This window comes from Microcystis aeruginosa NIES-4325 (assembly GCF_008974145.1).
GTDB lineage: Bacteria > Cyanobacteriota > Cyanobacteriia > Cyanobacteriales > Microcystaceae > Microcystis > Microcystis aeruginosa_G.
Genome location: NZ_BJKP01000041.1, coordinates 1 through 26,151, shown reverse-complemented (window position 1 = coordinate 26,151; position 26,151 = coordinate 1). Strand labels below are relative to the sequence as shown.

The window sequence follows — 26,151 nt, the reverse complement described above, 5'->3', positions numbered from 1 at the left end:
ATGTTGGTTAAGTTCTTGTTGTTGCTCTGGAGTCATTTTTGTCTTTTCCCTACTCTTTTCTCTATCCCATACCCAATTGATGCTTTTGTCAAGTAGTTTATTTGTTCTTCAGCTTTGACTTGCTCCCCATTAACTTTAATTGTGGATTTGATGGCATAAGTATAGCTTGTGTCTAAAATTTCTGATCTTGGCTGTCTATATTTTAACCAATAAATTGCTGTATTGCAAGCATAGTGAGCTTTTAAAGATAAATTATTGTTTTTATTGGTCAGCTATAGTTGTCTGTTTTTTCTTTGATTTTACACGACAAGTTCGGAAGAGCCTTCTTTTCCCACTAAATTTAAAGCTCCATAATAAGTTTGTCTCTCTTTTTCATTCTCAATTTTTACCAAAGTTCTTTCGGGTAACTCTGAGGGATTTTGACCTTCTTTTAATCTTTTTTTAATAAAGTTACAGAGATGACCTAGAACATCTTTCCAGACCAGATGACATTCATCAAGCAATTACACTGCCAGCTTTCCCGACTGAATCTCCTCTTTTTTGCTCTCTAATAATTGACTGATTTCTTCATTCTTTTTTTTGACCTCTTCTGGCTCTTTTTTCGGGTTTACTTGTTCCGCTTTTTGCCAGCTAATTCTCGCTTCTTTTAGCAATTGGTAGTAGCTCTGTCTCGATTTAAACACAACCTCATAAGTTTCTAGTACATAAGTTTCTAGCTCCCAAATATCCCAGTGACTATGGTTGATAATCCATTGAATTAATTCTTGTTTTTCCTCGCCATTTAGATAGGGTCTCAAACCTTTATACTTCAAGATAATCCCCTCAATTCCTGCTGAAATAAATTCCTTTTTCCATTTAGCAATGAATCCGGGTGTCACTCCAATAATTTCTTGAATTGCTCTATAAGCGTATCCCGACAAAGCCCGCTTAACCGCTAAGGCTCTTTTCAGTTACCGGGAGTCGGGATTAGTTTTGATGAACTCTTCGAGAATTTGAAGTTCTGCTTCCATTTGATTCTTCAAATACTTATATTTGTCCTCCTTTTATTCTAAAATATTTCGGGATTGTTGTCGGCATTCTAGTTTACATATCATTTAGGCGCACTATATGTACACTGGTTTAGGAAAATTGTCTATTCAATCTGAAAAATGGCGTTCTGGGGTTGTCATGTTCTTGAACGTAAAGTTTTGTTACGAGATTCAACATTTCTGGAAAAATATTGCTGTAAATCTGGTAAAACTTGCTGATAAATAGCTTTATTTATCTCTAGATTAGAGCCAAGAATAGAATTAAAAGGGATAATTTCTACCAGGGAATTACTATAAGCGATCGCTTGTAAAGTCCTGACGAATTCAGGAGTCCAGAGATTTTCTTCTAGGGGAATATTTTGTTTTTTTAACCAGCCGATAAAAGCCGAGCGCCCGATACCAGGTAAAATATTAGCAGTAAGCAGGGGACTGTACCAGCAATTATCTTTCCATCCCCATAAATTACCCGTGCTAGTTTCTAACCAATTCCCCAATTGATCGACTAATATCGCTTCTTGTGCTCCTTTTTTTTGAGCAGTTTGTGACGCTAACCAAGTGGTTAAATAATTACCAGTTTTATGTTCTCCTAAAACGCGTTGCCAAGCGGGATTATCTATTACCCACCCAATAATTCCCTGCTCTTGTCTAAGGTTTAAATCTTCGGGTAAAAATCTGCCTTTAATCCACTCCCTACCATCAGGAAAAATTGTGATTCTCAGGACAGGATAGAATCGTGATAATTCTTCTGATCCTTGGCGAATTCGCTGCCAATCGGGATCAGACCAGTGGAAAACTTGTAAACTAGAGTGTAGACGTTGGAGATGGTCTTGCCAATGGGTTAGGGGATGATCTAAGCTTTGTTGATAGATACGCAGGGTAGTAAATATTGTGGCTCCATAAAGCAACCCCACGTCATCAATACCCAGACTGATTCGCTCATCCTCGATTAATTCGCCATTATACCAATACATAATCAGTTATCAGTTATTTTAGCCGTCAGGAGACAGGAGACAGGAGATTATTTTTATTTGTTCTCCCCACTTCCCGCTCCCCACTCCTCACTTCCGACTTCCGACTTCCCCATCCCTAGCCCCTGAAATTTAAAATATAAAACAGCTTATGAACCGTCAAAAATTTACTTGGGGATATTCTAGTTATAAATTGCGTCAGAGAGAAAATTTTAAAGAATTTCTGTGTTTACTGGGATTATTAATAGCGGCCTTAATTATCTATCTAGTGGGATTAGGTAATTTACCCTTGCGGGATTGGGATGAAGCCACCATCGCTCAGGTGGCCAAGGAAATTAGCCAAACCCCACTGGAACAATTGCGCTGGTTATTTCCCAGTTTTTGGGGTGATCCCTACCTAAATAAACCGCCGTTGATTCATAGTCTGATCGGTCTAACCTACCATTTCGGGGGCATCAATGAGGCCAATACTAGACTAATTCCCGCTTTTTTAACAGCTTTATCGGTGCCGCTCCTCTATGTTCTCGGTCGAGAAATTTTTCCGGCTCGTTTGCCAGCTTTACTATCGGCCTTGATCTATTTAACTTTTTTGCCGGTGGTGCGTCATGGCCGTTTAGCCATGTTGGATGGAGCGGTATTATGTTTTGAAATCCTGATGTTTGTTTGTTTACTGCGCTCACGGCGCGATTTACGCTGGGCTCTGGGGGCGGGGTTAGGATTTGCCCTCCTTTGTCTGACGAAGGGGATTATGGGGCTATTATTGGCGGGTATCGGCTTGATTTTTCTGCTCTGGGATACTCCCCGGTTATTAACGTCTGCCTATTTTTGGTCGGGTTGGTTATTGGGAGCAACTCCCGCTTTTGCTTGGTATAGCGCCCAATTTTGGCACTACGAGCGGGAGTTTCTCGATTCCCTTTTTGTTCAACAGTTAAAGCGAGTTAGTGACGATCTGGACAATCATCGTGGTCCGTTTTGGTATTATCTGCTGGAAATTCTTAAATATAGTTGGCCTTGGTTAATTTTCTCGGTTTGGGGTTTACGTTTAGCACGTCAGGAACATCTCTACAGTTGGGCGAAGTTACTGTTAGTTTGGACGGGTGTTTATCTGTTGGTGGTTTCGGTAATGGCGACCAAGTTGCCTTGGTATATTCTACCGATCTATCCGGCCTTGGCTTTAGCGGCCGGTTATGCCTTGGCGCAGGTGGGGAATCTTCCCATCGATCGCCCCTATAATCCAATCTGGTCAATTATTTTGGGTATGATCGGCTTTGTGGCGGGTTTATTAGCTTTAATGGCCTATTTCCCTGGTAATTTTGCCCCGATCAAACCTGTCCATCCCTTAATTCTTTTAACCTTATTGTCACTTTCCCTGACCATGGTGACAACGGCGATTTTGTTAGCCCGGCGATCGGAACAATTCAGCGTGGTTTTGCTTTGGGGAATGTTTGTTTCTTTGTTTATTTTTGTCAATTCTCCCCTGTGGATCTGGGAATTAAATGAGAATTTCCCCGTCAAACCGGTGGCGAGTTTAGTGCAGAAATATGTGCCGGTCGATCACCCTGTTTATATTGCTTTTGCCTACGAGCGCCCTTCGTTAAATTTTTATAGTGGTCGTCGGGTTTTTCCCCTTACTGCTGAAGAATTAATCAATCATTGGCAAAGTCACAAGCAACCCTACCTAATTATCGATCGTCAAACCAAAGAAGCTACTGATTTAGAAGGGTTAAAGGCGATCGGCTCCACGGATTCCGGTTGGTTTTTGGTGACGAAGTAGTAGTGAGGTTAATTGTTAATTGGGTGCATATAGCGGTGTGCAGTCGTATGAGGTACAGTGTCACGAGCTATAAACCATGCTAGGCAAAGCTTGGTTTGTATCTCACTCAAGCGCTTACCGCTATATCACATTGGCACAAATACTGACAATCAGCAATTATCAGTGACTCCCTACTGCTAACCCCACGAAAAAGTTTTTCAGCAGCTCCTAGTTAATTTTAGAGGCCAAGTTCCGAAAAAGCAGAAAAAAGCGGGGTAATTTGCAACTACCCCACTAATATTATCAAGCAATTGTGATTACTTATAAGCGTCCATACCCTCACAGGAACAAACCAGATTTCTGTCCCCGTAGGCATTATCAACCCGTCCCACTACTGGCCAGAATTTATAATCTTGTAGCCAAGAAAGGGGGTAGGCTGCCTGTTGACGGGAATAGGGACGACTCCAATCATCGGCAGTTAAAACTGCGGCTGTGTGAGGGGCATTTTTCAAGGGATTATCGTGGGGATCCATGCTCCCATTAGCGATCGCTTGTACTTCTTGATAGATAGTTAACAAAGCTTCACAAAAACGGTCTAATTCGCCCAAAGATTCGCTTTCCGTGGGTTCCACCATCATTGTACCCGCCACGGGCCAAGAAACCGTCGGCGCGTGGAAACCGAAATCCATCAAGCGTTTTGCCACATCTTCCACCTCGATGCCAGCTTGTTTTTTCAGGGGACGTAAATCGATCACGCACTCGTGGGCAACCGTTCCCGCGCTACCCTTAAATAACACCGGATAGGCTGACTCCAGACGAAAAGCCATATAATTAGCGTTCAAAATTGCCACTTCTGTCGCTTTTTTCAAGCCAGCTGCCCCCATCATAGCGATATACATCCAAGAAATCACCAAAATGCTGGCACTACCCCAAGGCGCGGCCGAAATTGCCCCAATCGAGTCCTGATGCTTACCGTTAGCGGTTTCTGGGGATAATTGCGCCAAAACTAGGGAAACATCTGGCAGAAAAGGCACTAAATGGGATTTTACCCCGATTGGTCCCATACCGGGTCCGCCACCACCGTGGGGAATACAGAAAGTTTTATGAAGATTCAAGTGACAGACATCGGCGCCAAAATCCGCCGGACGACATAAACCCACCTGAGCATTCATATTCGCGCCATCCATATACACTTGACCACCGTATTGATGAATCAAGGCACAAATTTCGCTAATTCCCTGTTCAAAAACGCCGTGAGTGGAAGGATAAGTCACCATCAAAGCCGCTAGATTATCCTGATGCTTTTCAGCCTTAGTTTTCAGGTCATCAATATCAATATTGCCCCGAGAATCGCAATTAACCGCCACTACTTTCATACCACACATAACAGCGCTGGCAGGATTAGTCCCGTGAGCGGACTCAGGAATTAAGCAAATTTGACGATGACCTTGACCGCGACTTTCATGGTAGGCTCGGATCACCTGTAAACCGGCATACTCTCCCTGAGAACCGGCGTTCGGTTGTAGAGAAATGCCATCAAACCCGGTAATTTCCCCTAACCAAGTCTCTAACTGTTGAAAGAGCAGTTGATAGCCTTCTGCTTGGTCAATCGGGGCAAAAGGGTGTAATTTGCCGAATTCTGCCCAAGTTACTGGAATCATCTCCGCTACGGCATTGAGTTTCATCGTACAGGAACCGAGGGGAATCATGGAAGTATTTAAGGCTAGATCCTTTGTTTCCAGACGGTGCAGATATCTGAGTAATTCCGTTTCCGAGTGGTAACGATTGAACACTGGCTCGGTAAGATAGGCACTGGTACGGGTTAGATTAGCGGGTAATTCTAGACTAATTTTCTCGACTAATTCCGCCGTGGTAAAGGGTAATTCCTCGGTTAGGGCGAAAATTTGCCATAAATCCCACACATCCCTGAGAGTGGTGGTTTCATCGAGACTAATTCCTAGATTATTGTCATCAAAATAACGCAGATTAATCTTATGGGTTTTTGCCTTCGCAAGGATGTCCTTAACTGCCGTGGATAGCGTCACTTTGAGCGTATCGAAGCGCGGTTCTTTACCCACCTCATAACCCAACTGTTTTAAGCCAGTTGCCAATAAAGCGGTTAATTTCTGCACTCTTTGGGCGATTTTCTTGATTCCTTCTGGTCCATGATAGACCGCGTACATGGAAGCAATCACCGCTAGTAACACCTGTGCGGTACAAATATTACTGGTGGCTTTATCCCGGCGGATATGTTGTTCCCTGGTTTGCAAAGCTAAACGCAGTGCGGGTTTACCCTGACTATCCTTCGATACCCCGACAATGCGCCCCGGAATACTGCGTTTATAGGCATCTTTGGTGGCAAAATAGGCGGCATGGGGACCCCCATAACCCAAAGGAACCCCAAAGCGTTGACTGCTACCCACGGCAATATCGGCCCCCAATTCGCCGGGGGGAGTCAACAGGGCTAAACTGAGAATATCGGCGGCAACGGTTACTAAAGCCCCATTTTCCTGCGCTTTGGCGATAAATTCCCGATAGTCATAAATTACGCCATCGGTGGCTGGATACTGTAATAGTGCGCCAAAAATCGGCGTTTGGAAGTCAAAGAGACGGTGATCCTCGATAATAATGTCAATACCTAAAGGAATCGCTCTGGTTTTAACAACTTCAATTGTTTGAGGATGGCAACTACTGGAGATAAAGAAAGCATTGGCTTTAGTTTTACACAGTCCGTAACTCATAGTCATCGCTTCCGCGGCTGCTGTTCCTTCATCGAGGAGGGAAGCGTTAGCAATTTCGAGACCGGTTAAGCTAGTGATGAGAGTTTGGAAGTTTAGGAGAGCTTCTAAGCGTCCTTGGGCGATTTCCGCTTGATAGGGAGTATAGGCGGTGTACCAACCCGGATTTTCTAAGATGTTGCGGAGAATTACCGGCGGGGTGATACAGTCATGATAGCCCATGCCAATAAAGGAGCGAAATACCTGATTTTTGGAGGCAATAGCTTTTAATTGGGCAAGAGCGGCGTATTCACTCAAGGCAGGTGGTAAATTAAGGCTTTTTTGTAAACGAATTCCTGACGGGACAGTTTTAGCGATTAATTCCTCCACGGTAGCAACACCCAAAACCGCCAGCATTTTCTCGATTTCTGTCTCCGTCGGCCCAATATGACGGTTAACAAAGCTATCGGTACAGTCTAGCAGGTCTTGCAGGTCAGCAGGAGCGAATTCCTCGGTTTTCTCGGCCGTAATTGACCTATTTAGCATATTAATCTCGGTTTCAACAGTTACAAAAGTGCTGCGTTTCATCGCTAGGGGTGATTTTAACGCAACTTGTAAAATTTTTGTAATATTTGAAGCCATCAGCTAGATAAGCTGCCCGCGCCTTTAAATTGCTTGTTGAAATGAGGCAAGAGGCAAAACACAAGAAAACTACGGGTTTCAACCTAGACGCGGTTTAGTGATAATTCTTTGACAATAGAGTTGAATTCCTTGTAACTTGGCTAGGGAGAATTTTGGTTTAATGGGAAGGATCAGTAAAGACATAAAACTCATCCGCAGCAAGCGATAAACAAGGATAGTTAAAGTCGTATGTTTTTCGAGACTGAGAAGATAGCTATAGATATTATGAGTTAGTCTTAGATAACCATAGCGACGGGTGATAGAAGATGGTTCATGAATGATTTTAATCTGATTGGTAACAACGACTAAATAGCCTTGATTTGCGTATCTTCGGGAAAAATCAAAGTCTTCGTAGTAGAGAAAGTAATCGGGATCGAAATGGGGACAAGTGGAAAAATTAGAGAAATTAATTAATAAACTGCATCCCGTCACCCAGTCGGGAATAAGATAGGGTTTATCCCGATAGTCTAAGGATTTCTCTACTACGTTAATTGTGCCGATTTTGGCATTGAATTTTCCCCAACCAAACCAGATTTTACCATCCGGTTCGTAAATTTCTGTACCGGCGATCGAAACTTCGGGATATTGCCCAAAAAATTTGACTGCTTTCTCCAGAGAGTCTGGTAATAAGTAAGCGTCGGGATTAACTAACCAAACGATAGCTTCTCTGTCTTGTTGATAAATCCAATCAAGTCCCAGATTACATCCTTTCCCAAATCCTAAATTTTCCCCCGCTTCAATAATTTTGACTCTTTGCGCTGCTAAAGATTGGATATTTTTATCTTCAGTGGAATTGTTAACAATGATGAGAGTAGCAGATAAGTGATCGTTGAGGGAAGCGATTAAACGCTTAATTAATTCCGCGCAATTGTAGTTAACGGTCAATAGATAAATCATTACAGATGAAAGGTAGGAGTCACTGGCAATTAACAATGGTTAGAGAATGGCTTTTCTGGGAGGATTACTTTTTCTGAAGACGACAGAGATTAAAGTTTTCAATTTTGGTGGGAAAAGGTTGACAATTTTGGAAATCAATAACGAGATTTTCTTTAGCCAAATCTTCTACTATATCAAGGGATTTTTTATTAAAGTCCGTCTGGAGAATGTAGAGAGATTCTGGGGGAGTATTAGCAATAAATGTCTCGGCATTTTTTCGCATTAAAGTTCCCTCACTGACTCCCATATTTCCTCGCAATCGCACAAAACGAGTCGAGGCAGGAAAATAAGGAACGATAAAAGATGTTCCTTCATCTCCCCACATAACAATCGTGGAATTTTCGTAGGGTTTTAATGCTTGACTATCGATACCAAAATAATTATATGACCATCCCATTCTCCACCAGTCTAAGGGTTTGACTGTAGCGGCAATTAAGGAAAAAATAGCGAACAAGATTATCAAAACTGTCCTTTTATGAGGATAAAGATAGGCAATAATCAAAATAATTAAAACTGGTGTGATTAACTCTAAAACCATCAAGTAACGATATATAGAAAAACCCTTTAACCAGATCAGATAGGCACTACAATAAAAAGGTAATAAAAATCCGAGAATAGGTAAATGGACTAAATTATTTTTTTTATCCAGAGAACGGCGAGAGGTGTACTGATAAATAATCACTCCCAGAAGAATAACAATTAAAAGATAGGCAACAGCAAAACGAGTCTCTTTAAATTTTACCTCAGCCACTAGGGTTTGTTCCTGCACAAAATAAAAGGGATAAAATAAAAATTGCCAAACATCTTTCGGTAAAAAGCGTGCATCTTGTAGGTTAAAATCTGTTTCGATATAAGGAGATTGAAAAATTTTGTTGAAGAAGGGAAAAAGAGGATTAGCAAAATTAGTCCACATTAGGATTATCCAATAACCCATCGTCAGGGAAAATCCCACAGCCATAGAGAAAATTAAGGACAGAAGATTACGCAGCTTTTCCTGGATGGTAGTGGTTAAAAAACTAATCGCCACGATTAAACTGATACTATACAATGCTGTGGTCAATTTTAGTCCCGTTGCTAGTCCTAAAAGCAATCCTGCGAAAATTATAGTTTTAAGCTTAACTGGTTGATTATGACCAAGACAAGCGATTATTAAAAATAATCCTGCCAAAACAAAAACACTGCTGGTACTATCACCGATACTGGTTCCCAACTCTGATAGAAATGCTGCCCCAAAAATACTGGTAATTGCTGCCGCTATGCTTAAAGTTATCTTGTATCTTTCGGAAACTTTATCGAAGGAGTGATAAGTGATTAAATGAACCAACCACTGATTTAATCCATGGAAACCTCCCAAGAAAAAACCGACGACCACAGGAGGTAGTTTTAAGTAATAGATAGCAACGAAAAAAGGAACATCCATCAAAGGATTAAAGAAAGTTTGTATCTGTGCTGGGAGGACATCATACTTAAAACGTCCCGTTAACAACATATAGGGATTATAAAAATGATAATTGCGTAAATCCCAGCTGACATCTTGACCTAAAATAACCGAGATAATTCCTAGTGCGATAAAATAAACTACTGCCCAGAGGAGGGGATGAGTGAGGGAGAACCGTTTTAATAATGCCATAATTTAATCAATAGTTCTGGTGAATTTGACGAGAAAAATAACCCGTTCTTGTGCCATTAGACTAATTACTAGCTCTGGGACGAGTCGGCCTTTGAGTTGATAGCTTTTTACTTGATATACCATGTTTGGCTAACAAATACAAACGGAAACTTTTAACTCCCAAAAACGTCTTTGCGCAAGTTGACAAAATTTTGATATACTAAGGTGATAGAATTGCCAACCATACTGACTCGATCGCCCATGAAGTCCGAAAAAGGGTTAATCTCGGTCAAGCAAGCTTATCTAAAAATTCTATCGGTCATCCTAGTTCTGGCGATAATTGGTTTATCGGTAGTCGGAAACTATGGTATCACTTGGGACGAACCGATCGAAGTGGATATGGTCAATCATAATCTCGAATATATCCGAGAAAACAAGCCCATATCAGAAATGTCGCGTCATTACGGCTTTTATTTTAACTACATCTCCCAACTAATCTACGAAACCAAAGAAAATTATTTTCCTGCTACTGCTAATCTTCCCCCCAATCCCACCGATAAGGATAAATGGCTATCGAGGATCTGGCAAATAACCCGGGTTAAGCACGTCGTCACCTTTCTTTTTTCCCTGATTACCTATCTATCCGTGGTGGGAATCGTCGCTATCCTAGCAGGAATCGAATCTGCTTGGTTAGGTGCGCTAATTTTAGCCCTATTTCCCGCTTTTTGGGGTCATAGCTTCTTTAATCCCAAAGATATACCCTTTGCAGCCATGTTCACCCTCGGTACCTTCGCTGGTTCCCTATTACTAGATAAATATTTTCAGTCCGAAAATCAGGCTATTAAACTAGGATTTAACCGTTTAACCGTTTATTCTTGCCTCTACGGGGTTCTCGCTGGTTTAATCACCGGAATTCGCATCGGTGGCTTTTTTATCCTCTTTTATCTCATCTTCGCCCATCTGGTGGCCCGATGGGATATCAAAACCCTCCCCAAAACTGTCTGGCGTTTTCTGCCCCTATACGCAGTTATTATACTTTTTTGGGCAATAACCACCTATATTGTCCATCCTGCCGCTTGGAGAAACCCGATTACTTGGTTTATCGAAGCGATAACTCTCATGTCCAAGTTTAACATCTGGGATAATAAGGTTCTTTTTGACGGTCAAAATATCCCCGGTCGTTCCCTACCTTGGTACTATCTACCCCGGCTATTTTCCCTCACCACCCCCGTCCTGCTGCAAATCGCCGTCTTGGTCGGTGTAATGGTGATTTTGACAAAAATCACCAAATTAACGCCAAACCAGCGTGCTTGCGCTATAATCACCCTACTGCAAGCGTTTTTACTGCCTAGCGTTGCTATCCTGCGTCAATCCACTCTCTACGACGGCATCCGTCACTTTTTATTTGTCATTCCCGCCCTAGCAGCGATCGCATCCACGGCCATTATTTGGACATACCATAAACTCAAGCGAAAGTCAATAAAAATCTTTCTAACGACCCTGCTAATTCTCAACTTTAGCGTCATTGTCTATGACATGATTAGCCTGCATCCCTACGAGTACACCTACTATAATCGCGCCTACGGAGGCTTAAAAGCTACCCAAGGTCAACAGGAAACCGATTACTGGGGATTAAGTCTCAAAGAGGGGATGGAATGGCTTAATCAAAATGCCGCCGCTAACTCTACCATAGTCGTTGCCGGTCCGATGTTTGCGGCGGAAATGGTACAAGACTACCAAAAAAACTTGACAATGATCTATCGAGATGACTTTGCTTGGGGAAAGGCCCCCGACCCCGATTATTACATGGGTTTATCCCGATACGATTATTTCCAAGCTTTCCCCCATTGTCCCACTGTTCACGCTGTCCAACGCCAAGACACCCCCCTAACCATCATTAAACATTGTCGTCAGCCATGATCGAAATGACCGCTATTCCGCCGATTTCCTTGCAAAACTACCGTATCGCTGCGATTATTCCCTGTTACAACGAAGAACTAACGATCGCTAAAGTGGTCTCGCAATTTCAAACTTTTTTACCAGAAGCGGCAATTTATGTCTATAACAACCGCTCTACCGATGATACCGTGACCGAGGCCCTGAAAGCGGGGGCGATCGTGCGTCAGGAAATCCAACCGGGGAAAGGCAATGTTGTCCGGCGGATGTTTGCCGATATCGAAGCCGATATCTATATTCTCATCGATGGGGATGATACCTACGAAATTGCGGCAGTACAACGCTTAATTGAACGAATGCTGCGGGAACAATTGGATATGGTCGTCGGGGCGCGTCGGGAAGCGGTAAAATCATCCCAGGCTTATCGTCCGGGTCATCGGGCCGGTAATCTATTTTTAACGGGATTGGTGAAATTTCTGTTTGGAGCGCGTTTAATCGATATGCTCTCCGGTTATCGCATCTTTTCTCGTCGTTTCGTCAAATCTTTTCCCGCTTTATCCAATGGTTTCGAGATTGAAACCGAGTTAACTATCCACGCTTTAGAATTAAAAATTCCCTTCGCTGAAGAACCAACCCTCTACGGAGAACGTCCCGAAGGTTCCCAAAGCAAGTTAAAAACCTTTCAAGATGGCTGGCGGGTATTGGGAACCGCTATCCTACTATTTAAAGAAATTCGTCCTTTTCTCTTTTTTAGCCTTGTCTCGCTGATTTTGGCGGTTATTTCCCTCCTCTTAGCGATTCCCGTCCTGTTTGAATACCTCGAAACCGGCTTAGTACCACGTTTCCCCACCGCTATTTTATCGGCCTCGATCATGCTTTTAGCCTTTTTAAGTTTGACCTGTGGCATGATCCTCGATTCCGTCTCTCGGGGACGAAAAGAGATAAAACGAATGGCCTATCTAGCTAACAGTTGGCTGAAAGGTTAGGGAAAAAGTTCACTAAACATACAAGTCTAGGTAACATCTGCGGTTAAATCGTCTGTAACTGTTGCAGCACGGAGGAGGGTTTTTTGCCAATAAATTCCGCCGGCGAAATTTGATATTTAATCAGATTGGCTAATTCCTCTAGTTGGCTGATGGCTTCCGCACCTTCGAGTTTCATTAACTCTCGATCATCGCGCATTTCTGTCCAGGTGATGCCGTAATCGGACACGAGAAACCGAATTAGATGGGTTTCCCCCAATCCGACCATAAAGGATGCGCTGTTCATTTGACCGCCACAGGTGTAGCAAGATGCTAGATAACCTTGATTTTCTAGCGCAATCGCTAAGGCCTGTAAATCCATGACTAAGTCTTTGACCAGTTGGCGATGCTGTTCTGCAAGTCGTTTAAACACAATGTTCCTCCTGACAACACTCCTCAATTATAAAACCTTAATACTTTTTTAAGATTCTTTCTTGAGAAAATAAGGTATGTGAACCAAGTTTTTTTACGGATGTTAAGTAACAAAATGTAAAGAACCCGAAACCTAGGGTAGCGTGAATTCCTGAGATCGCCAAGTATATATAACTACAAAGCTACCAGTTTATCCATCTTTCCACCCCCTCGCTCTCAACTATTCCCATCATGCCTATTTTTAAAGTTTATGATCCGGTTTCGACAAAAAAGTTCGCAAATCTAGGTAGGTGGGGTGTAGGGTGTGGGGTGTCGGGAGAATAAATAAAAATAATCTCCTGACTCCTGATCACTGATTGCTGATAATATTGTTACGAAAATATAAACACAAAATTCTATAGTTAGCCATGACCCAAAACGGAAGCTCGAAGTCGATCGTTGTCTCTCCCTCGATCCTATCGGCGGATTTTAGTAAATTAGGAGCCGATATCGAGGCTGTGGATAAGGCAGGAGCCGATTGGATTCACGTTGATGTGATGGATGGTCGTTTTGTCCCGAATATCACCATCGGACCCCTGATTGTCTCCGCTATTCGTCCCTATACGAAAAAACCTTTAGATGTGCATTTAATGATCGTGGAACCGGAAAAATATGTGGCTGACTTTGCGAAAGCTGGTGCTGACATTATTTCTGTTCACGCTGAACATAATGCTTCTCCCCACCTCCATCGTACTCTTTGCCAAATCCGCGAACTCGGTAAACAAGCGGGTGTGGTGTTAAATCCCTCCACTCCCTTAGATTTAATCGAATATGTGCTGCATTTGTGCGATTTAGTCCTAATTATGAGCGTTAACCCCGGTTTTGGTGGCCAGAGTTTTATCCCGGAAGTTGTCCCCAAAATCCGTCAATTACGTCAAATCTGCGATGAAAAAGGCTTAGATCCCTGGATTGAAGTGGATGGCGGCTTAAAACCGGCTAATACTTGGCAAGTTCTCGAAGCGGGTGCTAATGCGATCGTAGCAGGTTCGGCGGTATTTAATGCCCCTGATTACGCAGCGGCGATCGAAGGTATCCGTAACAGCAAACGTCCCCAACCTCAATTAGCCACGGTTTAATTGCCGCAGGGGTGGGTTAGCTGTTGATTAATTATCTTGGCATTCGCACTAACCCACTCTGCTGATTTGTTCTAAAACCTGCCGCCATAAACCCGAATTAGAGACGGCTAAAACTTCGCTAGAATCAGCTTGTAGGGGATTACCAGACCAATCGCTAATTATTCCGCCCGCACCTTCAATAATCGGGATTAAAGCGCAAAAATCGTAGTATTTCAGGTCTGATTCTAGGATTACCATCGGCATGGCAGTGCAGCCAGTGGCTAACATCATATAGTTATAACAATCACCCCCAAAAGCGCTACGTTTACAGACACTTTGCAGCTGACGAGCGATCGCTTGTTGTCGTTCTGTGATAAACATTAAGGGAGTGGTGGAGGCTAAACAGGCATTTTTTAAGACAAGTTCCCGATCCTGACGGTAGGGATTAACAATCATCTGGTTATTATAAAGACTCGCTTTTCCCTTCACTCCTAACCAGCGATCGCCTAAAATCGGTTGATCGACAATTCCTAAAATCGGTTGATTTTCTGCCACTAGGCCGATTAAAGTCCCAAAAATCGGTAATCCCTTGACAAAAGAGGATGTGCCATCGATCGGATCCAACACCCAATAACGACCACTTTGGGAGGGAATATTGGCTCCTTCTTCCCTAATAACCCCATCTTCGGGTAGTTCTCGCTGAATAATCGCCACCATCGCCTCCTCAGCTTCTCGATCGGCGATTGTTACTATTGAGGAAACTTGATCGAGTTTGGTCTCGGTTTCTAGATGGGGCCGCCGAAAATAGCGCCGGATAATCTCTCCAGACGCGTCCGCTAATTGATGAGCTAGTTGGATAGTGCGATCAATGTTCATCAATAAAAGTTATCCATACAGGAAAACAATAATGTTTATTTATGGTAAAGGAGAGGTGGGGAATTGGGGAAGTGGGGGAAATTTCCCTATCACCCTAAATCCCTATTGCCGCGTCGAACCTAGAACTATCAGTGGGTAACAGTTTGATTTTGACTCCATAATTAAATTAGTCAACGATCGACTCAATCTCAAGAGGAGAAAAAATTAATCTATTAGGAGTTTAGCTGATGACGGCTTTTACGGAAAATGACCTAAAAAGGTTAGAAAATCTGATTATCAATGGACAAAAAGCGATCGAAACTCGTTTAACCTCTCTGGAGAGTGGACAAAAAGCGATCGAGAATAGCGTCGGAGAGATCAAAAGAGAAATTCAGGTCTTAGAGATAGGACAGACGGAAATTAAGGGAGAAATCAGGACTTTAGACGCAAAAATCACCGGTTTAAATGAAAGAGTGCAACTCATCGAGGCATCCGTGGGAAAAATTCCCGATTTAGCCGAAAAAATTGGGGAAGTAAAAAACTGGAAACAGATCGGTATATCGATTGTGACTGCTTTTGTGGGTGGGGTAATTGGTTGGTTGATTCGGGGAAAATAAAACTAGGCAATGTAACATAGTATTAAGCATTTGTATATTTTTATTAATTTTTATGGAACAGACAGCTTTAAATCTGATCGCGATTACCGTTTTTTCGATCACTCTTTCCGTATTTGTCACTCCTTTGCTGTCTATTTCGCCTTTTGTCCCCGCTTTAGCTACTCTTAGCCTCTTGGGATTAGTTACCGTTGATACTCTCACTTTTAATAACCGGGGCGTGACTTTACTACTGGATGCTCTTTCTCCCAGTAAACACCGTCAAAGAGTTATTCACCACGAAGCCGGACATTTTCTCACCGCTTATATTTTGGGCATTCCGATCGCCAGTTATAGTTTGACCGCTTGGGAAGCCTTTCGTCAAGGCCAGGAGGGAGTCGGCGGTGTTCAATTTGGTCTAGCAGATTTAGAGCAAAAAGTCAAGAACTTTACCGATTTTCCTGCTTTTTTAGAGAGAATTTCTACGGTGTGGATGGCGGGAATTGCTGCCGAAACCTTAGTTTATGGTAAAGCGGAGGGGGGAGAAAGCGATCGATTTTATCTGCAATCGGCCTTAAAATTAGCGGGGGTTCCTGAGAGTAATTATGCTCAAAAAGAGCGCTGGAGTTTATTACAGGCAAAAACTCTTTTAGAAAAACAACAGACTGCCTATCAAGCTTTAGTGATAGCTATGGAAAAAAGGGACAGTGTGGAAGAATGCTGTCGGGTGATTAGCGAAAGTTTAGTATAACGGGAAAAGTAATCAGGTATAGATTTGATAATTTCTCCGTTAAATCTTTATGAATAATCAGAGCATTCAATCCGATCAGCGATTAGCTTTAATTGTGCGCGGGGCAGTACAAGGGGTCGGTTTTCGTCCTTTTGTTTATCGATTAGCAACGGAATTAAACCTAACTGGTTGGGTGAATAATACAGCAGCAGGAGTGTTTATTGAAGTCGAGGGCGATCAAGACAAACTAGAAACTTTTTTGACTCGATTATCTTTAGAAAAACCCCCTCGATCACTAATTGAAAATATTGAGACTCAATGGTTAAATCCTATCGGTTATCAAAACTTTAGCATACGTCATAGCAGCGGCGGTGAAAAAAATACAATGGTTCTGCCTGATTTAGCCACTTGTCCCGATTGTTTAGCCGATATTTTTGACCCCAATAATCGTCGTTATCGCTATCCTTTTACTAACTGCACTAACTGCGGTCCTCGCTACAGTATTATCGAGAGTTTACCCTATGATCGCAGTGCCACAACTATGAGGGGTTTTAATCAGTGTTCCGAATGTCAAAGGGAATACGAAAACCCTCTGGATCGCCGTTTTCATGCCCAACCGAATGCCTGTCCTCGTTGCGGACCCCAAATTAGTCTTTTAGATAGTCAAGGCTCTGTATTAGCGGAAAAAGATCAAGCTTTAATCGCCACTGCTAGAGCAATTAAACAGGGAAAAATTATAGCGATCAAAGGATTAGGAGGATTTCACCTAGTTGTCGATGCAAGAAATACGGAAGCAGTGCAAAAATTGCGACAACGTAAACAGCGACCAGATAAACCTTTTGCCGTGATGTATCCTAATCTTGAGTTAGTTAAAAAACACGGTTATGTATCTTCTTTAGAATCGCAATTATTGCAGTCTCCTGCTGCGGCAATTGTCCTGATTAAACAAAGAAACAATTATCTTTCTGCTGCCGTTTCTCCGGGTAATCCCTATCTAGGAGTCATGTTACCCTATACACCCCTACACCATCTTTTATTAGCAGAATTAGGCTTTCCTATTGTAGCAACCAGTGGTAATCTAGCCGATGAACCTATCTGTATTGAGGAAAAAGAAGCTTTAGAAAAATTAGGAACTATCGCCGATTTATTTCTAGTTCATAATCGTCCCATAGTTCGACCAGTGGATGACTCTATTATCAGGGAAATAGCGGGAAAAGCGATGATTTTGCGGCGAGCGCGGGGATATGCTCCCTTTCCCATTAAAGTTAATGAGGGAGATTTTCCTCCGATTCTAGCCGTGGGAAGTTATTTTAAAAATACCGTGGCTATCTACCAAAAAAATCAAGTTTTTATCAGTCAACATATCGGCGATTTAGATACAGTTAATGCCGTCAATCATTTTGAAAATATCCTCGATAGTTTAAAAAAATTATACGAGTTTGTACCGGAAATTATTGCCTGTGATTCTCATCCTGAATATCTAGCGACAAAGTACGCTTATAGCTTAAATTTGCCCGTTATTCCCATTCAACACCATTACGCTCACGTTTTATCCTGCATGGCAGAACATCAGCTACAACCTCCGGTTTTAGGGGTTGCTTGGGATGGAACAGGATACGGTTTAGACGGCACAATTTGGGGGGGAGAATTTATCCATATTGCTGCCGATTCTTGGCAGCGAGTCGCCCATTTTAAACCCTGGCCACTACTGGGAGGAGAAAAAGCAGTTAAAGAACCCAGACGAGTGGCTTTAGGATTACTAGAAGTTATGGAAAATACTGATAAGATAAACTCAGCTTTTAGTGAACAGGAATGGTCGATTTTTAGGCAAATGTTAACCAAAAAAATTAATTGTCCTTTAACTTCTAGTGTCGGGCGTTTGTTTGATGGCGTGGCGGCGATTCTAGGTTTATGTTATCAATTAAGTTTTGATGGACAGGCAGCAATGCAGTTAGAATTTTCCCTTGATGGCATTAAAACGGAAGAATATTATAATTTTTCTTTATCCGCTGAGTACCCCATAGTTATTGATTGGAATCAGATAATTTTAGGAGTTGTTGAAGATTTAGAAAAACAAGTACAAATCGGTATAATTGCCGCTAAATTTCATAATAGTTTAAGTGAGATTATTGTAGAAATTGCACACCAAATAGGTAGAGAAAAAATTCTCCTGACGGGAGGCTGTTTTCAAAATCGTTATCTGACGGAAAGAACAATTAATCGCTTACAAGCTTCGGGATTTCAACCCTACTGGCAGCAAACTGTTCCCACTAATGATGGTGGTATTAGCCTTGGTCAAATTATCGGAGCTTTTTCTCAACTTAAACAGTTTTAGAATAGCCGACAATCTACCTTTTTATTGGGTTATGTCAGCAGCGTTAAAGATAAACCACAGAGACACAAAGAACAGAGAGAGCCGATTTTTTTCTAGACTGTTGGGATTGTCGAAAATTGAGATTTTAGCTTAAACGATGCCACTCAACGATTTTATTGCCTACTTTTAAAATAATTGCTTGACCTAAACCCAGTTCTTGTGTCACATTAACTAGATGGGCGAAATTTTGACGAGTGATCGCTAGTCCCTGCAAACAGGCTAGAAAATCGAGACAGAGAACCGTGGAAAATTCCCAGGTTTGCCGGTAAAGACGGCAATTATCCGGTAAAAAAGCCACAAGAGTGCGAAAATGACTCAAAGCGGCTTTCTCAAAATTGGCGCTAGTGCAGTCAAAAGACGAGTGCTGATAGCTCATAAAAACTTTGCCTGATAGGGAGAGAGCAGGGTTTCCCTCAGACTAGCACTTCCCTTCTGGGGATCACCTTCCCTTTAGAATTTCTCAATAGACTGGCAAATCCCCCCAGATGGGATCCTCACCTGCGAACAAATTGCCAGAAGCTAGGTTTCTTCCCAGAGATAGTGTACTTTAGATATTGATGTCCTTCCGGCTGGTAAGATAACCTGTAAATTTCCCCACTCGTCTCTAGCGATAAAAGGCTGTATTTAGTCAAAAATCAAGTGTTGACTTTGATGCCAAACTTGCCTAGTAAAAAATGATGACAGCCTCAAGTTGCCGCTTAATTAATTGACTACTTAACTGATAACTGGTAACTAAGATTATGAATAATGCAATTGTCAAACCGAGAGATGTACAAGTAGCACCGATCGCCGTCGATACTTTTGTCTTTCGTTCCCGCACTTGGGACCGGTTAAAATTCGAGATAGAATACGGATTACAAAAGGGAACTACGGCCAATAGTTATCTGATTAAATGTGAAAAAGTCGCTCTTTTTGATCCACCGGGGGAATCATTCTCGGCTATATTTTTAGAGGCTTTAACTAAAAGAATCGATCCGAAAACTATTGATTATATTATTCTCGGTCACGTTAACCCCAATCGTGCCGTCACCCTCAAGGCACTTTTGGAAATCGCTCCTCAAGTCACTTTTGTTTGTTCTAATCCAGGGGCAATTTCCCTGAAAAAAATTCTTGAAACCGAAGCATTAAATCTGTTGGTTGTCAAGGGGGAAGAAATATTAAATTTAGGGGCAAACCATCAATTAGAATTTATCCCCACTCCTAACCCCAGATTTCCCGATCAACTCTGTACCTACGACAGCAAAACCGATATTCTCTACACCGATAAATTATTCGGATCGCACGTTTGTGGCGACCAAATTTTTGATGAGGGTTGGAGCGTTTATAACGAAGATCGGCGTTATTATTTTGATTGTCTCATGGCTCCCTATGCCAGCCAAATTAGCAACGCTTTGGAGAAATTAGCCGCTAAATCGCCCTTATTTTATGCCGTTGGTCACGGGCCTCTGGTGCGTTACGGGATGCACGAATTGACCCTTTCCTATCAACAATGGTTGGCAGTACAAAAGTATCAAGAGTTGACAATCGCCCTGATTTATGCCAGTGCCTACGGCAACACCGCCACCCTTGCTCAAGCGATCGCGATGGGAATCACGAAAGCGGGAGTAGCAGTCACGGCGATTAATGCCGAGTTCGCTGAACCGGACGAGATCAAAACGGCGATCGAAAAAAGTGTCGGTTTTATCTTTGGTTCCCCCACTTTGGGAGGACACGCACCGACTCCCATCCAAACCGCCTTGGGGATTACCCTGTCCAATGGCGATAAAAGCAAGCTGGTGGGGGTTTTTGGCTCCTACGGTTGGAGTGGTGAAGCGATCGATCTTTTGGAAGGTAAATTCCGGGATGGCGGTTATCGCTTCGGTTTTGAGCCAATTCGGGTTAAATTTAAACCCACAGAGGCAATTTTAAAGACCTGTGAGGAAGCGGGAACCGATTTCGCTCAAGCAGTCAAAAAAGCTCGCAAAAGCAGACAACCGAAAACTAATGTTAACCAATCCCAAAGCGATCGGCGATCGCAGTCCCTCGGCCGTTTGGTGGGTTCTCTCTGTATCGTCACCTGCGAATTGGGGGAATTGCGCGGCGCCATGTTAGCCTCTTGGGTGTCGCAAGCGACGTTTACCCCCCCCGGATTGACTATTGCCGTGGCGAAAGAACGAGCGATCGAGTCTCTGCTTTATAGCGGTACCCCTTTTGTCCTTAATATCCTCCAAGAAGGTCAACATTTAGCTTTAATGAAGCATTTTCTTAAACCTTTTACTCCAGGAGAAGATCGTTTCGCTAATATCGAAACCACTAAAGCTGAGAACGGTGGGCCGATTCTGGCCGAAGCGCTCGCTTATCTGGAATGTCGGGTGGAACAACGAATGGAGTGCGGTGATCATTGGCTGCTTTATGCGATCGCAGAAAAAGGCAAGGTTTTACACCAGGGTTTAACCGCTATCCATCATCGCAAATCCGGCAGTTATTATTAGTTTGTCGTTATGATCATTTCAGGGGGTGTTTTCAGGCAGGATAACCCACCCTGATTGATCTAATACTAAATCAGGCTACATATCAGGACAGGCACTCCTGCAAGTGCAGTGGCTCTTAAATTATTATAGATGCGTCAGCGGCTGCGTGTAAGCATCCCACCGAAAAACTAATGCGCTCCGGGGTTTGGGGGATAGAACCCCCCAAAGGCTTGGATTGAGTGATAAAATCGCAAGTAATACTAAATCCGTTGAGTATAGGCTACATATCAGGAGAGGCACTCATGCAAAAGGGGGAATAAATAATCAGTTTTTAATAACCAGATTTAGTATAAAAATATATTCTTATGAAAAGCATTGTTTTAATTGTTGGCTTTGAAACCTTTAACAGTAATTTATATCGGCAATCGGGCCTGTTGGCTAGTTCTAAATGTCCCGATTTAGAAGTAAAAGTATTCAGCGATAAATCCTTGACTAGCGAACCGGAAATAGTCGAGCAAGCTTTAGCCACTGCCGACGTTTTTTTTGCTAGTTTGATCTTTGATTACGATCAAGTTACTTGGCTGCGGCAACGAGCGGCAGAGATTCCGATTCGCTTAGTTTTTGAGTCTGCTTTAGAGTTAATGAGTTTAACCCGTTTGGGAGAATTTGCCATCGGTGATAAACCCAAAGGAATGCCAAAACCAATTCAATTTATCTTGAGTAAATTTTCCAGTGGCAAGGAAGAAGATAAGTTAGCCGGTTATCTCAGTTTCCTCAAAACCGGCCCGAAACTGCTGAAATTTATTCCCGCTAAAAAAGTTCAAGATTTGCGTAATTGGTTAATTATTTACGGTTATTGGAATGCGGGAGGAACCGAAAATGTTGCAGCTATGTGTTGGGTAATTGCCCAAAAATATCTAGGATTAAAAGTACAGGAAATACCCGAAGTGATCGAAACTCCCAATAAGGGACTATTACACCCCGATTATCAGGGTTATTTTCTTACTCCCCAAGAATATTTGACTTGGTATAAAAAAAATAAATCCCTTGATAAACCAGTGGTTGCTCTGCTGCTTTATCGGAAGCACGTTATCAGTAAACTGCCCTATATTAATCAATTAATCCGTCATTTTGAAACGGCTAATTTAATTCCCCTACCCGTATTTATTAACGGAGTGGAAGGCCATACAATTGTTCGGGATTGGTTGACCACAGACTACGAAATTCAGCAAAGAAAAAAAGGAATCATTGAAACTCCTTCTTTAAGTGAAGATGCGGTGACAGTAGATGCAATTGTTTCGACGATTGGATTTCCTTTGGTGGGGGGTCCCGCGGGTTCTATGGAAGCAGGAAGACAGGTAGAAGTGGCTAAACGAATTCTGTCGGCTAAAAATATTCCTTATCTTATCGCTGCCCCTTTATTGATTCAAGATATTTATTCTTGGACAAGACAGGGAATCGGTGGTTTACAGAGTGTGGTTCTATACGCTTTACCTGAATTAGATGGGGCAATTGATACGATTCCTCTGGGGGGATTAGTGGGGGAAACTATCTATTTAATCCCCGAAAGATTACAGCGTTTAACTGGACGTTTAAATAGTTGGATTAAGTTACATAAAACCCCTCCCCAAGACCGCAAAATAGCCATCATTATCTATGGATTTCCGCCTGGTTATGGGGCAGTTGGTACGGCAGCTTTATTAAATGTTCCCCGGAGTTTAGTTAAGTTTTTACAAGCTTTACAAGCGCAGGGTTATAATCTGGGAACGATTCCCGAAGACGGGGAAGAAATTATTCAAAAAGTTAAATTTGCCGATGATGAAAATCTCTCTAAACAAAATCGTTTATCGATAGAAACTTTAGAAAATTGGCTAGGTTATCTGTTAACTTCTCGCATTGAAAAACACTGGAAATCTCTGAAAGATGCTGGGATAAAAACTATTGGCGACCAGTATCATTTAGGGGGGATTGAGTTAGGTAATATCTGGATTGGAGTGCAACCACCTTTAGGAATTGCTGGGGATCCGATGCGGTTAATGTTTGAAAAAGATTTAACTCCTCACCCTCAGTATGCAGCCTTTTATCAGTGGTTACAAAAAGATTTTAAGACCGATGCGCTTGTTCATTTTGGTATGCACGGAACTGTCGAATGGCTGCCCGGTTCACCCCTGGGAAATACTGGTTATTCTTGGTCAGATATTTTATTAGGAGATTTACCTAATTTATATATTTATGCCGCTAATAATCCATCGGAATCTATCCTAGCTAAACGTCGCGGTTATGGGGTGTTAATTTCCCATAATGTGCCTCCCTACGGACGAGCGGGATTATATAAAGAATTGATGATTTTACGAGATTTGATTGCCGAGTTTCGAGAAAATCCTGAAAAAAATTACGCTTTAAGAGATAGTATTCTACAAAAGATTATTGATACAGGTATCTCTAAAGATTGTCCTTTTCTGGAAGCAGAAAAACAGGGAATAGAATTCACTTTAGAAAATGCCAAATTATTTAGCCGATATGCACTAACTGATTATTTTGTCAAGGTTTATAATTACCTACAAATTGTCGAACAAAGACTATTTTCTTCTGGATTACACATACTAGGAACTGCTCCCAATCAGGAAGAATTAAAAGGTTATCTTGATGCTTATTTTACCGATTTATCTGAGCGAGAATTTCAGCAAATTCTCGCTGATGAAGCAACCAATGAAAAGCTTAAAGAAGGCATTGCTATTAAAAATTTATTAGGACAAAATAGCGAAGAGTTAACTAATCTTTTGCGGGGATTAAATGGGGAATATGTACCCCCGGCACCGGGGGGTGATTTACTCCGGGATGGTGCGGGAGTTTTGCCCACAGGACGCAATATACACGCTTTAGACCCCTACCGGATGCCTTCCCCAGCCGCCTACACCCGTGGACGAGAAATCGCCAAAAAACTGCTAGAACAAAACCTAACTGAAAAAGGAAAATATCCTGAAACTGTAGCGGTTTTACTCTGGGGATTAGATGTGATTAAAACTAAGGGTGAATCCCTGGGTATTCTCTTAGAATTAGTCGGTGCGGAACCGGTGAAAGAGGGGACGGGAAGAATTGTCAGGTATGAATTAAAACCTCTAGGGGAAATTGGACACCCGCGCATTGATATTTTGGCTAATTTATCGGGAATTTTTCGGGATACTTTTATCAATATTATCGAGTTATTGGATGATTTAATGCAGCGGGCAGCCGAGATAGAAGAATCGGAAAATGATAATTATATCCGTAAGCACTATTTAGCCTTAAAAAGTCAGGGTATTGACAATCCGAGCGCTCGTTTATTTTCCAATCCTGCTGGGGATTTTGGCTCTTTAGTTAATGACCAAGTAGTGGAGGGAAATTGGGATAATGAAAACGAATTAGCGAAAACTTGGGAAAAGCGTAATGTTTTTAGTTATGGTCGTCAAGATAAGGGACAAGCGCGACCAGAAGTGCTACAACAGTTATTAAAAACCAGTGAAAGTATTATCCAAGAAATTGACTCGGTAGAATACGGTTTAACCGATATTCAGGAATACTACGGCAACACGGGAGGATTAAAACTAGCCGCAGAAAAACAAAGCGGTAAACGGGTGATGACGAGTTTTGTTGAGAGTTTTTCTAATGATACAACTCCCCGCAAATTAGAGGAGGTTTTGCGCTTAGAATACCGCAGTAAATTACTCAATCCTAAATGGGCCAACGCCATGGTTAATCAAGGTTCTGGTGGGGCCTACGAAATCTCCCAAAGAATGACAGCTTTAATTGGTTGGGGCGGTACGACTAATTTTAGTGACGATTGGGTGTATGATCAGGCAGCCGATACCTACGCTTTTGATGCAGAAATGGCGGAAAAATTGCGTCAAGCTAATCCCGAAGCTTTCCGCAATATTGTCGGTAGAATGTTAGAAGCACAGGGTCGCGGTTTTTGGCAAGCAGACCCCGACAAATTAGAGAAATTACAGGAATTATATCAATTGACCGATGAAAAGTTAGAAGGGGTTACTTAGGGTTTTCATGGCAACAGGGGAGCCTTGTGATAATCTGATTTCCCTCCTGTTTTACTCAGCAGACGGATATTTTCAATCAGGATTGATTTTTCTAACGCTTTAGCCATATCGTATAAAGTCAAGGCTGCCACAGATACCGCCGTTAAAGCCTCCATTTCTACACCTGTTTCCGATTTTGTCACCACTTCTGCCCGAATTTCGTAACCGGGTAACTCTGCTTTCGGGATAATCTGAACATTGATTTTTTGCAGGGGTAAGGGATGGCAAAGGGGAATTAAACAGGAAGTTTGTTTGGCAGCCATAATTCCCGCCAATCTGGCCGTCCCTAAAACGTCACCTTTAGGCGCATTTCCCTGTTCTATGGCTTCAAAAGTCGTTTTTAGCATTCTCACTTGTCCTAGGGCGATAGCAGTGCGTTTAGTGGGCATTTTCTCCGATACATCCACCATCTGGGCCTCGCCTTGGCCGTCGAGATGAGATAATTTTTCTTTACCCTCTTGCGTCATTGAATGAACCTGTGCTATATTAGTTTAATGTTGGGAAAAACAAGGGCTTGTAGCTTAGTGGATTAGAGCGTGTGGCTACGGACCACAAGGTCGGGAGTTCGAGTCTCTCCAAGCCCGTTAGATACAATGGGATATACTACAGGAATTAGGAACCTATGGTTCCTAATTCTTTTGGTTTTTTACCCCATCTACCTCAAGTCCTCAATATAGTACAAGTTGAAGGGAGGGTAATTAATACAGAGGAGGGGCAATGGTTATATGAAGCGAGGAAAAAAATTAAAGTGAAGTAAAATTGACTGACTATTCTCTGAGTAATGCGCTAAATCCTTCTTGCTGAAAATGCTTATCAAAAGTTAATATTTCATAGATTTACAGTTGTCTCATAATCTGCATTGACGCAAAATCGGTTGGGAGCAAGTCAAAGCTGAAGAACAAATAAACTACTTGACAAAAGCATCAATTGGGTATGGGATAGAGAAAAGAGTAGGGAAAAGACAAAAATGACTCCAGAGCAACAACAAGAACTTAACCAACAT

At 42.2% G+C, this 26,151-nt stretch carries 19 protein-coding genes, 1 tRNA gene and 1 pseudogene; 11 read left to right on the top strand and 10 right to left on the bottom strand.

Annotated elements, in window-relative coordinates; genetic code table 11:
* Nucleotides 1–503: 503 nt before the first annotated feature.
* Together MiAbW_RS19740 and MiAbW_RS16865 are read right to left on the bottom strand one after the other, a co-directional pair.
* Nucleotides 504–950: a helix-turn-helix domain-containing protein gene (locus tag MiAbW_RS19740; protein WP_274596538.1), complete on the bottom strand. Its 447-nt coding sequence runs from the start codon at nucleotides 948–950 to the stop codon at nucleotides 504–506.
* Between the two features lie 215 nt (nucleotides 951–1,165).
* Complete coding sequence (locus MiAbW_RS16865; protein WP_151697044.1) at nucleotides 1,166–1,999, bottom strand: aminotransferase class IV; 834 nt, start codon at nucleotides 1,997–1,999, stop codon at nucleotides 1,166–1,168.
* A 148-nt stretch (nucleotides 2,000–2,147) separates the two neighbouring features.
* Here MiAbW_RS16865 and MiAbW_RS16860 point away from each other — a divergent pair, with 148 nt between their 5' ends.
* Nucleotides 2,148–3,770: an ArnT family glycosyltransferase gene (locus tag MiAbW_RS16860; protein WP_151697043.1), complete on the top strand. Its 1,623-nt coding sequence runs from the start codon at nucleotides 2,148–2,150 to the stop codon at nucleotides 3,768–3,770.
* Between the two features lie 296 nt (nucleotides 3,771–4,066).
* On the opposite strand, the gene gcvP is transcribed toward MiAbW_RS16860, so the two are convergent.
* The 3 genes from gcvP to MiAbW_RS16845 form a co-directional block, all read right to left on the bottom strand.
* The gene (gcvP, locus tag MiAbW_RS16855) at nucleotides 4,067–7,054 is read right to left on the bottom strand and encodes an aminomethyl-transferring glycine dehydrogenase (protein ID WP_172967390.1); all 2,988 of its coding nucleotides are present in this window, start codon (nucleotides 7,052–7,054) and stop codon (nucleotides 4,067–4,069) included.
* Between the two features lie 132 nt (nucleotides 7,055–7,186).
* Nucleotides 7,187–8,044 carry a glycosyltransferase gene (locus MiAbW_RS16850; protein WP_151697042.1) on the bottom strand — a complete coding sequence of 286 codons (858 nt, stop codon included), beginning with the start codon at nucleotides 8,042–8,044 and terminating at the stop codon, nucleotides 7,187–7,189.
* A 64-nt stretch (nucleotides 8,045–8,108) separates the two neighbouring features.
* Nucleotides 8,109–9,713, bottom strand: coding sequence for a glycosyltransferase 87 family protein (locus MiAbW_RS16845; RefSeq protein ID WP_151697041.1), 1,605 nt, complete (start codon nucleotides 9,711–9,713; stop codon nucleotides 8,109–8,111).
* Nucleotides 9,714–9,953: 240 nt separating this feature from the next.
* Here MiAbW_RS16845 and MiAbW_RS16840 point away from each other — a divergent pair, with 240 nt between their 5' ends.
* Nucleotides 9,954–11,612 carry an ArnT family glycosyltransferase gene (locus MiAbW_RS16840; protein ID WP_151697040.1) on the top strand — a complete coding sequence of 553 codons (1,659 nt, stop codon included), beginning with the start codon at nucleotides 9,954–9,956 and terminating at the stop codon, nucleotides 11,610–11,612.
* Nucleotides 11,609–12,574 (top strand): glycosyltransferase family 2 protein, encoded by a 966-nt coding sequence (locus MiAbW_RS16835; RefSeq protein WP_151697039.1) that lies wholly within the window; start codon nucleotides 11,609–11,611, stop codon nucleotides 12,572–12,574. Before MiAbW_RS16840 ends, MiAbW_RS16835 begins: the two co-directional genes overlap by 4 nt.
* Before the next feature lie 43 nt (nucleotides 12,575–12,617).
* Here the strand turns inward: MiAbW_RS16835 and MiAbW_RS16830 are convergent, their stop codons facing one another.
* Nucleotides 12,618–12,983, bottom strand: a complete 366-nt coding sequence (locus MiAbW_RS16830; protein ID WP_046661499.1) for a DUF1815 family protein — start codon at nucleotides 12,981–12,983, stop codon at nucleotides 12,618–12,620.
* A gap of 406 nt (nucleotides 12,984–13,389) precedes the next feature.
* Between MiAbW_RS16830 and rpe the strand changes: the two genes are divergently transcribed.
* A complete protein-coding gene (gene rpe, locus MiAbW_RS16825) occupies nucleotides 13,390–14,097 on the top strand; it encodes a ribulose-phosphate 3-epimerase (protein ID WP_002736739.1) in 708 nt (235 codons plus the stop codon).
* A 48-nt stretch (nucleotides 14,098–14,145) separates the two neighbouring features.
* Here rpe and hisN read toward each other — a convergent pair whose 3' ends face one another.
* Nucleotides 14,146–14,952 carry a histidinol-phosphatase gene (gene hisN / locus MiAbW_RS16820; RefSeq protein WP_151697038.1) on the bottom strand — a complete coding sequence of 269 codons (807 nt, stop codon included), beginning with the start codon at nucleotides 14,950–14,952 and terminating at the stop codon, nucleotides 14,146–14,148.
* Nucleotides 14,953–15,179: 227 nt separating this feature from the next.
* Between hisN and MiAbW_RS16815 the strand changes: the two genes are divergently transcribed.
* From MiAbW_RS16815 to hypF, 3 genes are read left to right on the top strand one after another with little or no spacing between them, the layout of a single operon-like run.
* Complete coding sequence (locus MiAbW_RS16815; protein WP_151697037.1) at nucleotides 15,180–15,548, top strand: hypothetical protein; 369 nt, start codon at nucleotides 15,180–15,182, stop codon at nucleotides 15,546–15,548.
* Nucleotides 15,549–15,600: 52 nt separating this feature from the next.
* Nucleotides 15,601–16,275 carry an ATP-dependent Zn protease gene (locus MiAbW_RS16810; protein ID WP_151697036.1) on the top strand — a complete coding sequence of 225 codons (675 nt, stop codon included), beginning with the start codon at nucleotides 15,601–15,603 and terminating at the stop codon, nucleotides 16,273–16,275.
* A gap of 49 nt (nucleotides 16,276–16,324) precedes the next feature.
* Nucleotides 16,325–18,589 carry a carbamoyltransferase HypF gene (hypF, locus tag MiAbW_RS16805; RefSeq protein ID WP_151697035.1) on the top strand — a complete coding sequence of 755 codons (2,265 nt, stop codon included), beginning with the start codon at nucleotides 16,325–16,327 and terminating at the stop codon, nucleotides 18,587–18,589.
* Nucleotides 18,590–18,713: 124 nt separating this feature from the next.
* Here the strand turns inward: hypF and MiAbW_RS16800 are convergent, their stop codons facing one another.
* Nucleotides 18,714–19,004, bottom strand: a complete 291-nt coding sequence (locus MiAbW_RS16800) for a hypothetical protein (protein WP_151697034.1) — start codon at nucleotides 19,002–19,004, stop codon at nucleotides 18,714–18,716.
* Between the two features lie 364 nt (nucleotides 19,005–19,368).
* Here MiAbW_RS16800 and MiAbW_RS16795 point away from each other — a divergent pair, with 364 nt between their 5' ends.
* Together MiAbW_RS16795 and bchH are read left to right on the top strand one after the other, a co-directional pair.
* Nucleotides 19,369–21,099 (top strand): diflavin flavoprotein, encoded by a 1,731-nt coding sequence (locus tag MiAbW_RS16795; RefSeq protein WP_151697033.1) that lies wholly within the window; start codon nucleotides 19,369–19,371, stop codon nucleotides 21,097–21,099.
* A 344-nt stretch (nucleotides 21,100–21,443) separates the two neighbouring features.
* On the top strand, nucleotides 21,444–25,109 hold the full coding sequence (gene bchH, locus MiAbW_RS16790) for a magnesium chelatase subunit H (protein ID WP_151697032.1): 3,666 nt from the start codon (nucleotides 21,444–21,446) through the stop codon (nucleotides 25,107–25,109).
* Between the two features lie 5 nt (nucleotides 25,110–25,114).
* On the opposite strand, the gene moaC is transcribed toward bchH, so the two are convergent.
* The gene (gene moaC, locus MiAbW_RS16785) at nucleotides 25,115–25,615 is read right to left on the bottom strand and encodes a cyclic pyranopterin monophosphate synthase MoaC (RefSeq protein WP_151697031.1); all 501 of its coding nucleotides are present in this window, start codon (nucleotides 25,613–25,615) and stop codon (nucleotides 25,115–25,117) included.
* Nucleotides 25,616–25,658: 43 nt separating this feature from the next.
* On the opposite strand from moaC, the gene MiAbW_RS16780 reads away from it, so the two are divergent.
* Together MiAbW_RS16780 and MiAbW_RS20500 are read left to right on the top strand one after the other, a co-directional pair.
* Nucleotides 25,659–25,732 (top strand) — tRNA-Arg (locus MiAbW_RS16780).
* A gap of 38 nt (nucleotides 25,733–25,770) precedes the next feature.
* Entirely contained in the window at nucleotides 25,771–25,905 is a 135-nt protein-coding gene (locus tag MiAbW_RS20500) for a hypothetical protein (protein ID WP_274596537.1), read from the top strand.
* A gap of 10 nt (nucleotides 25,906–25,915) precedes the next feature.
* Here MiAbW_RS20500 and MiAbW_RS20790 read toward each other — a convergent pair.
* A pseudogene (locus MiAbW_RS20790) lies at nucleotides 25,916–26,023 on the bottom strand (type II toxin-antitoxin system VapC family toxin); the annotation flags it as partial.
* Nucleotides 26,024–26,151 lie beyond the last annotated feature (128 nt).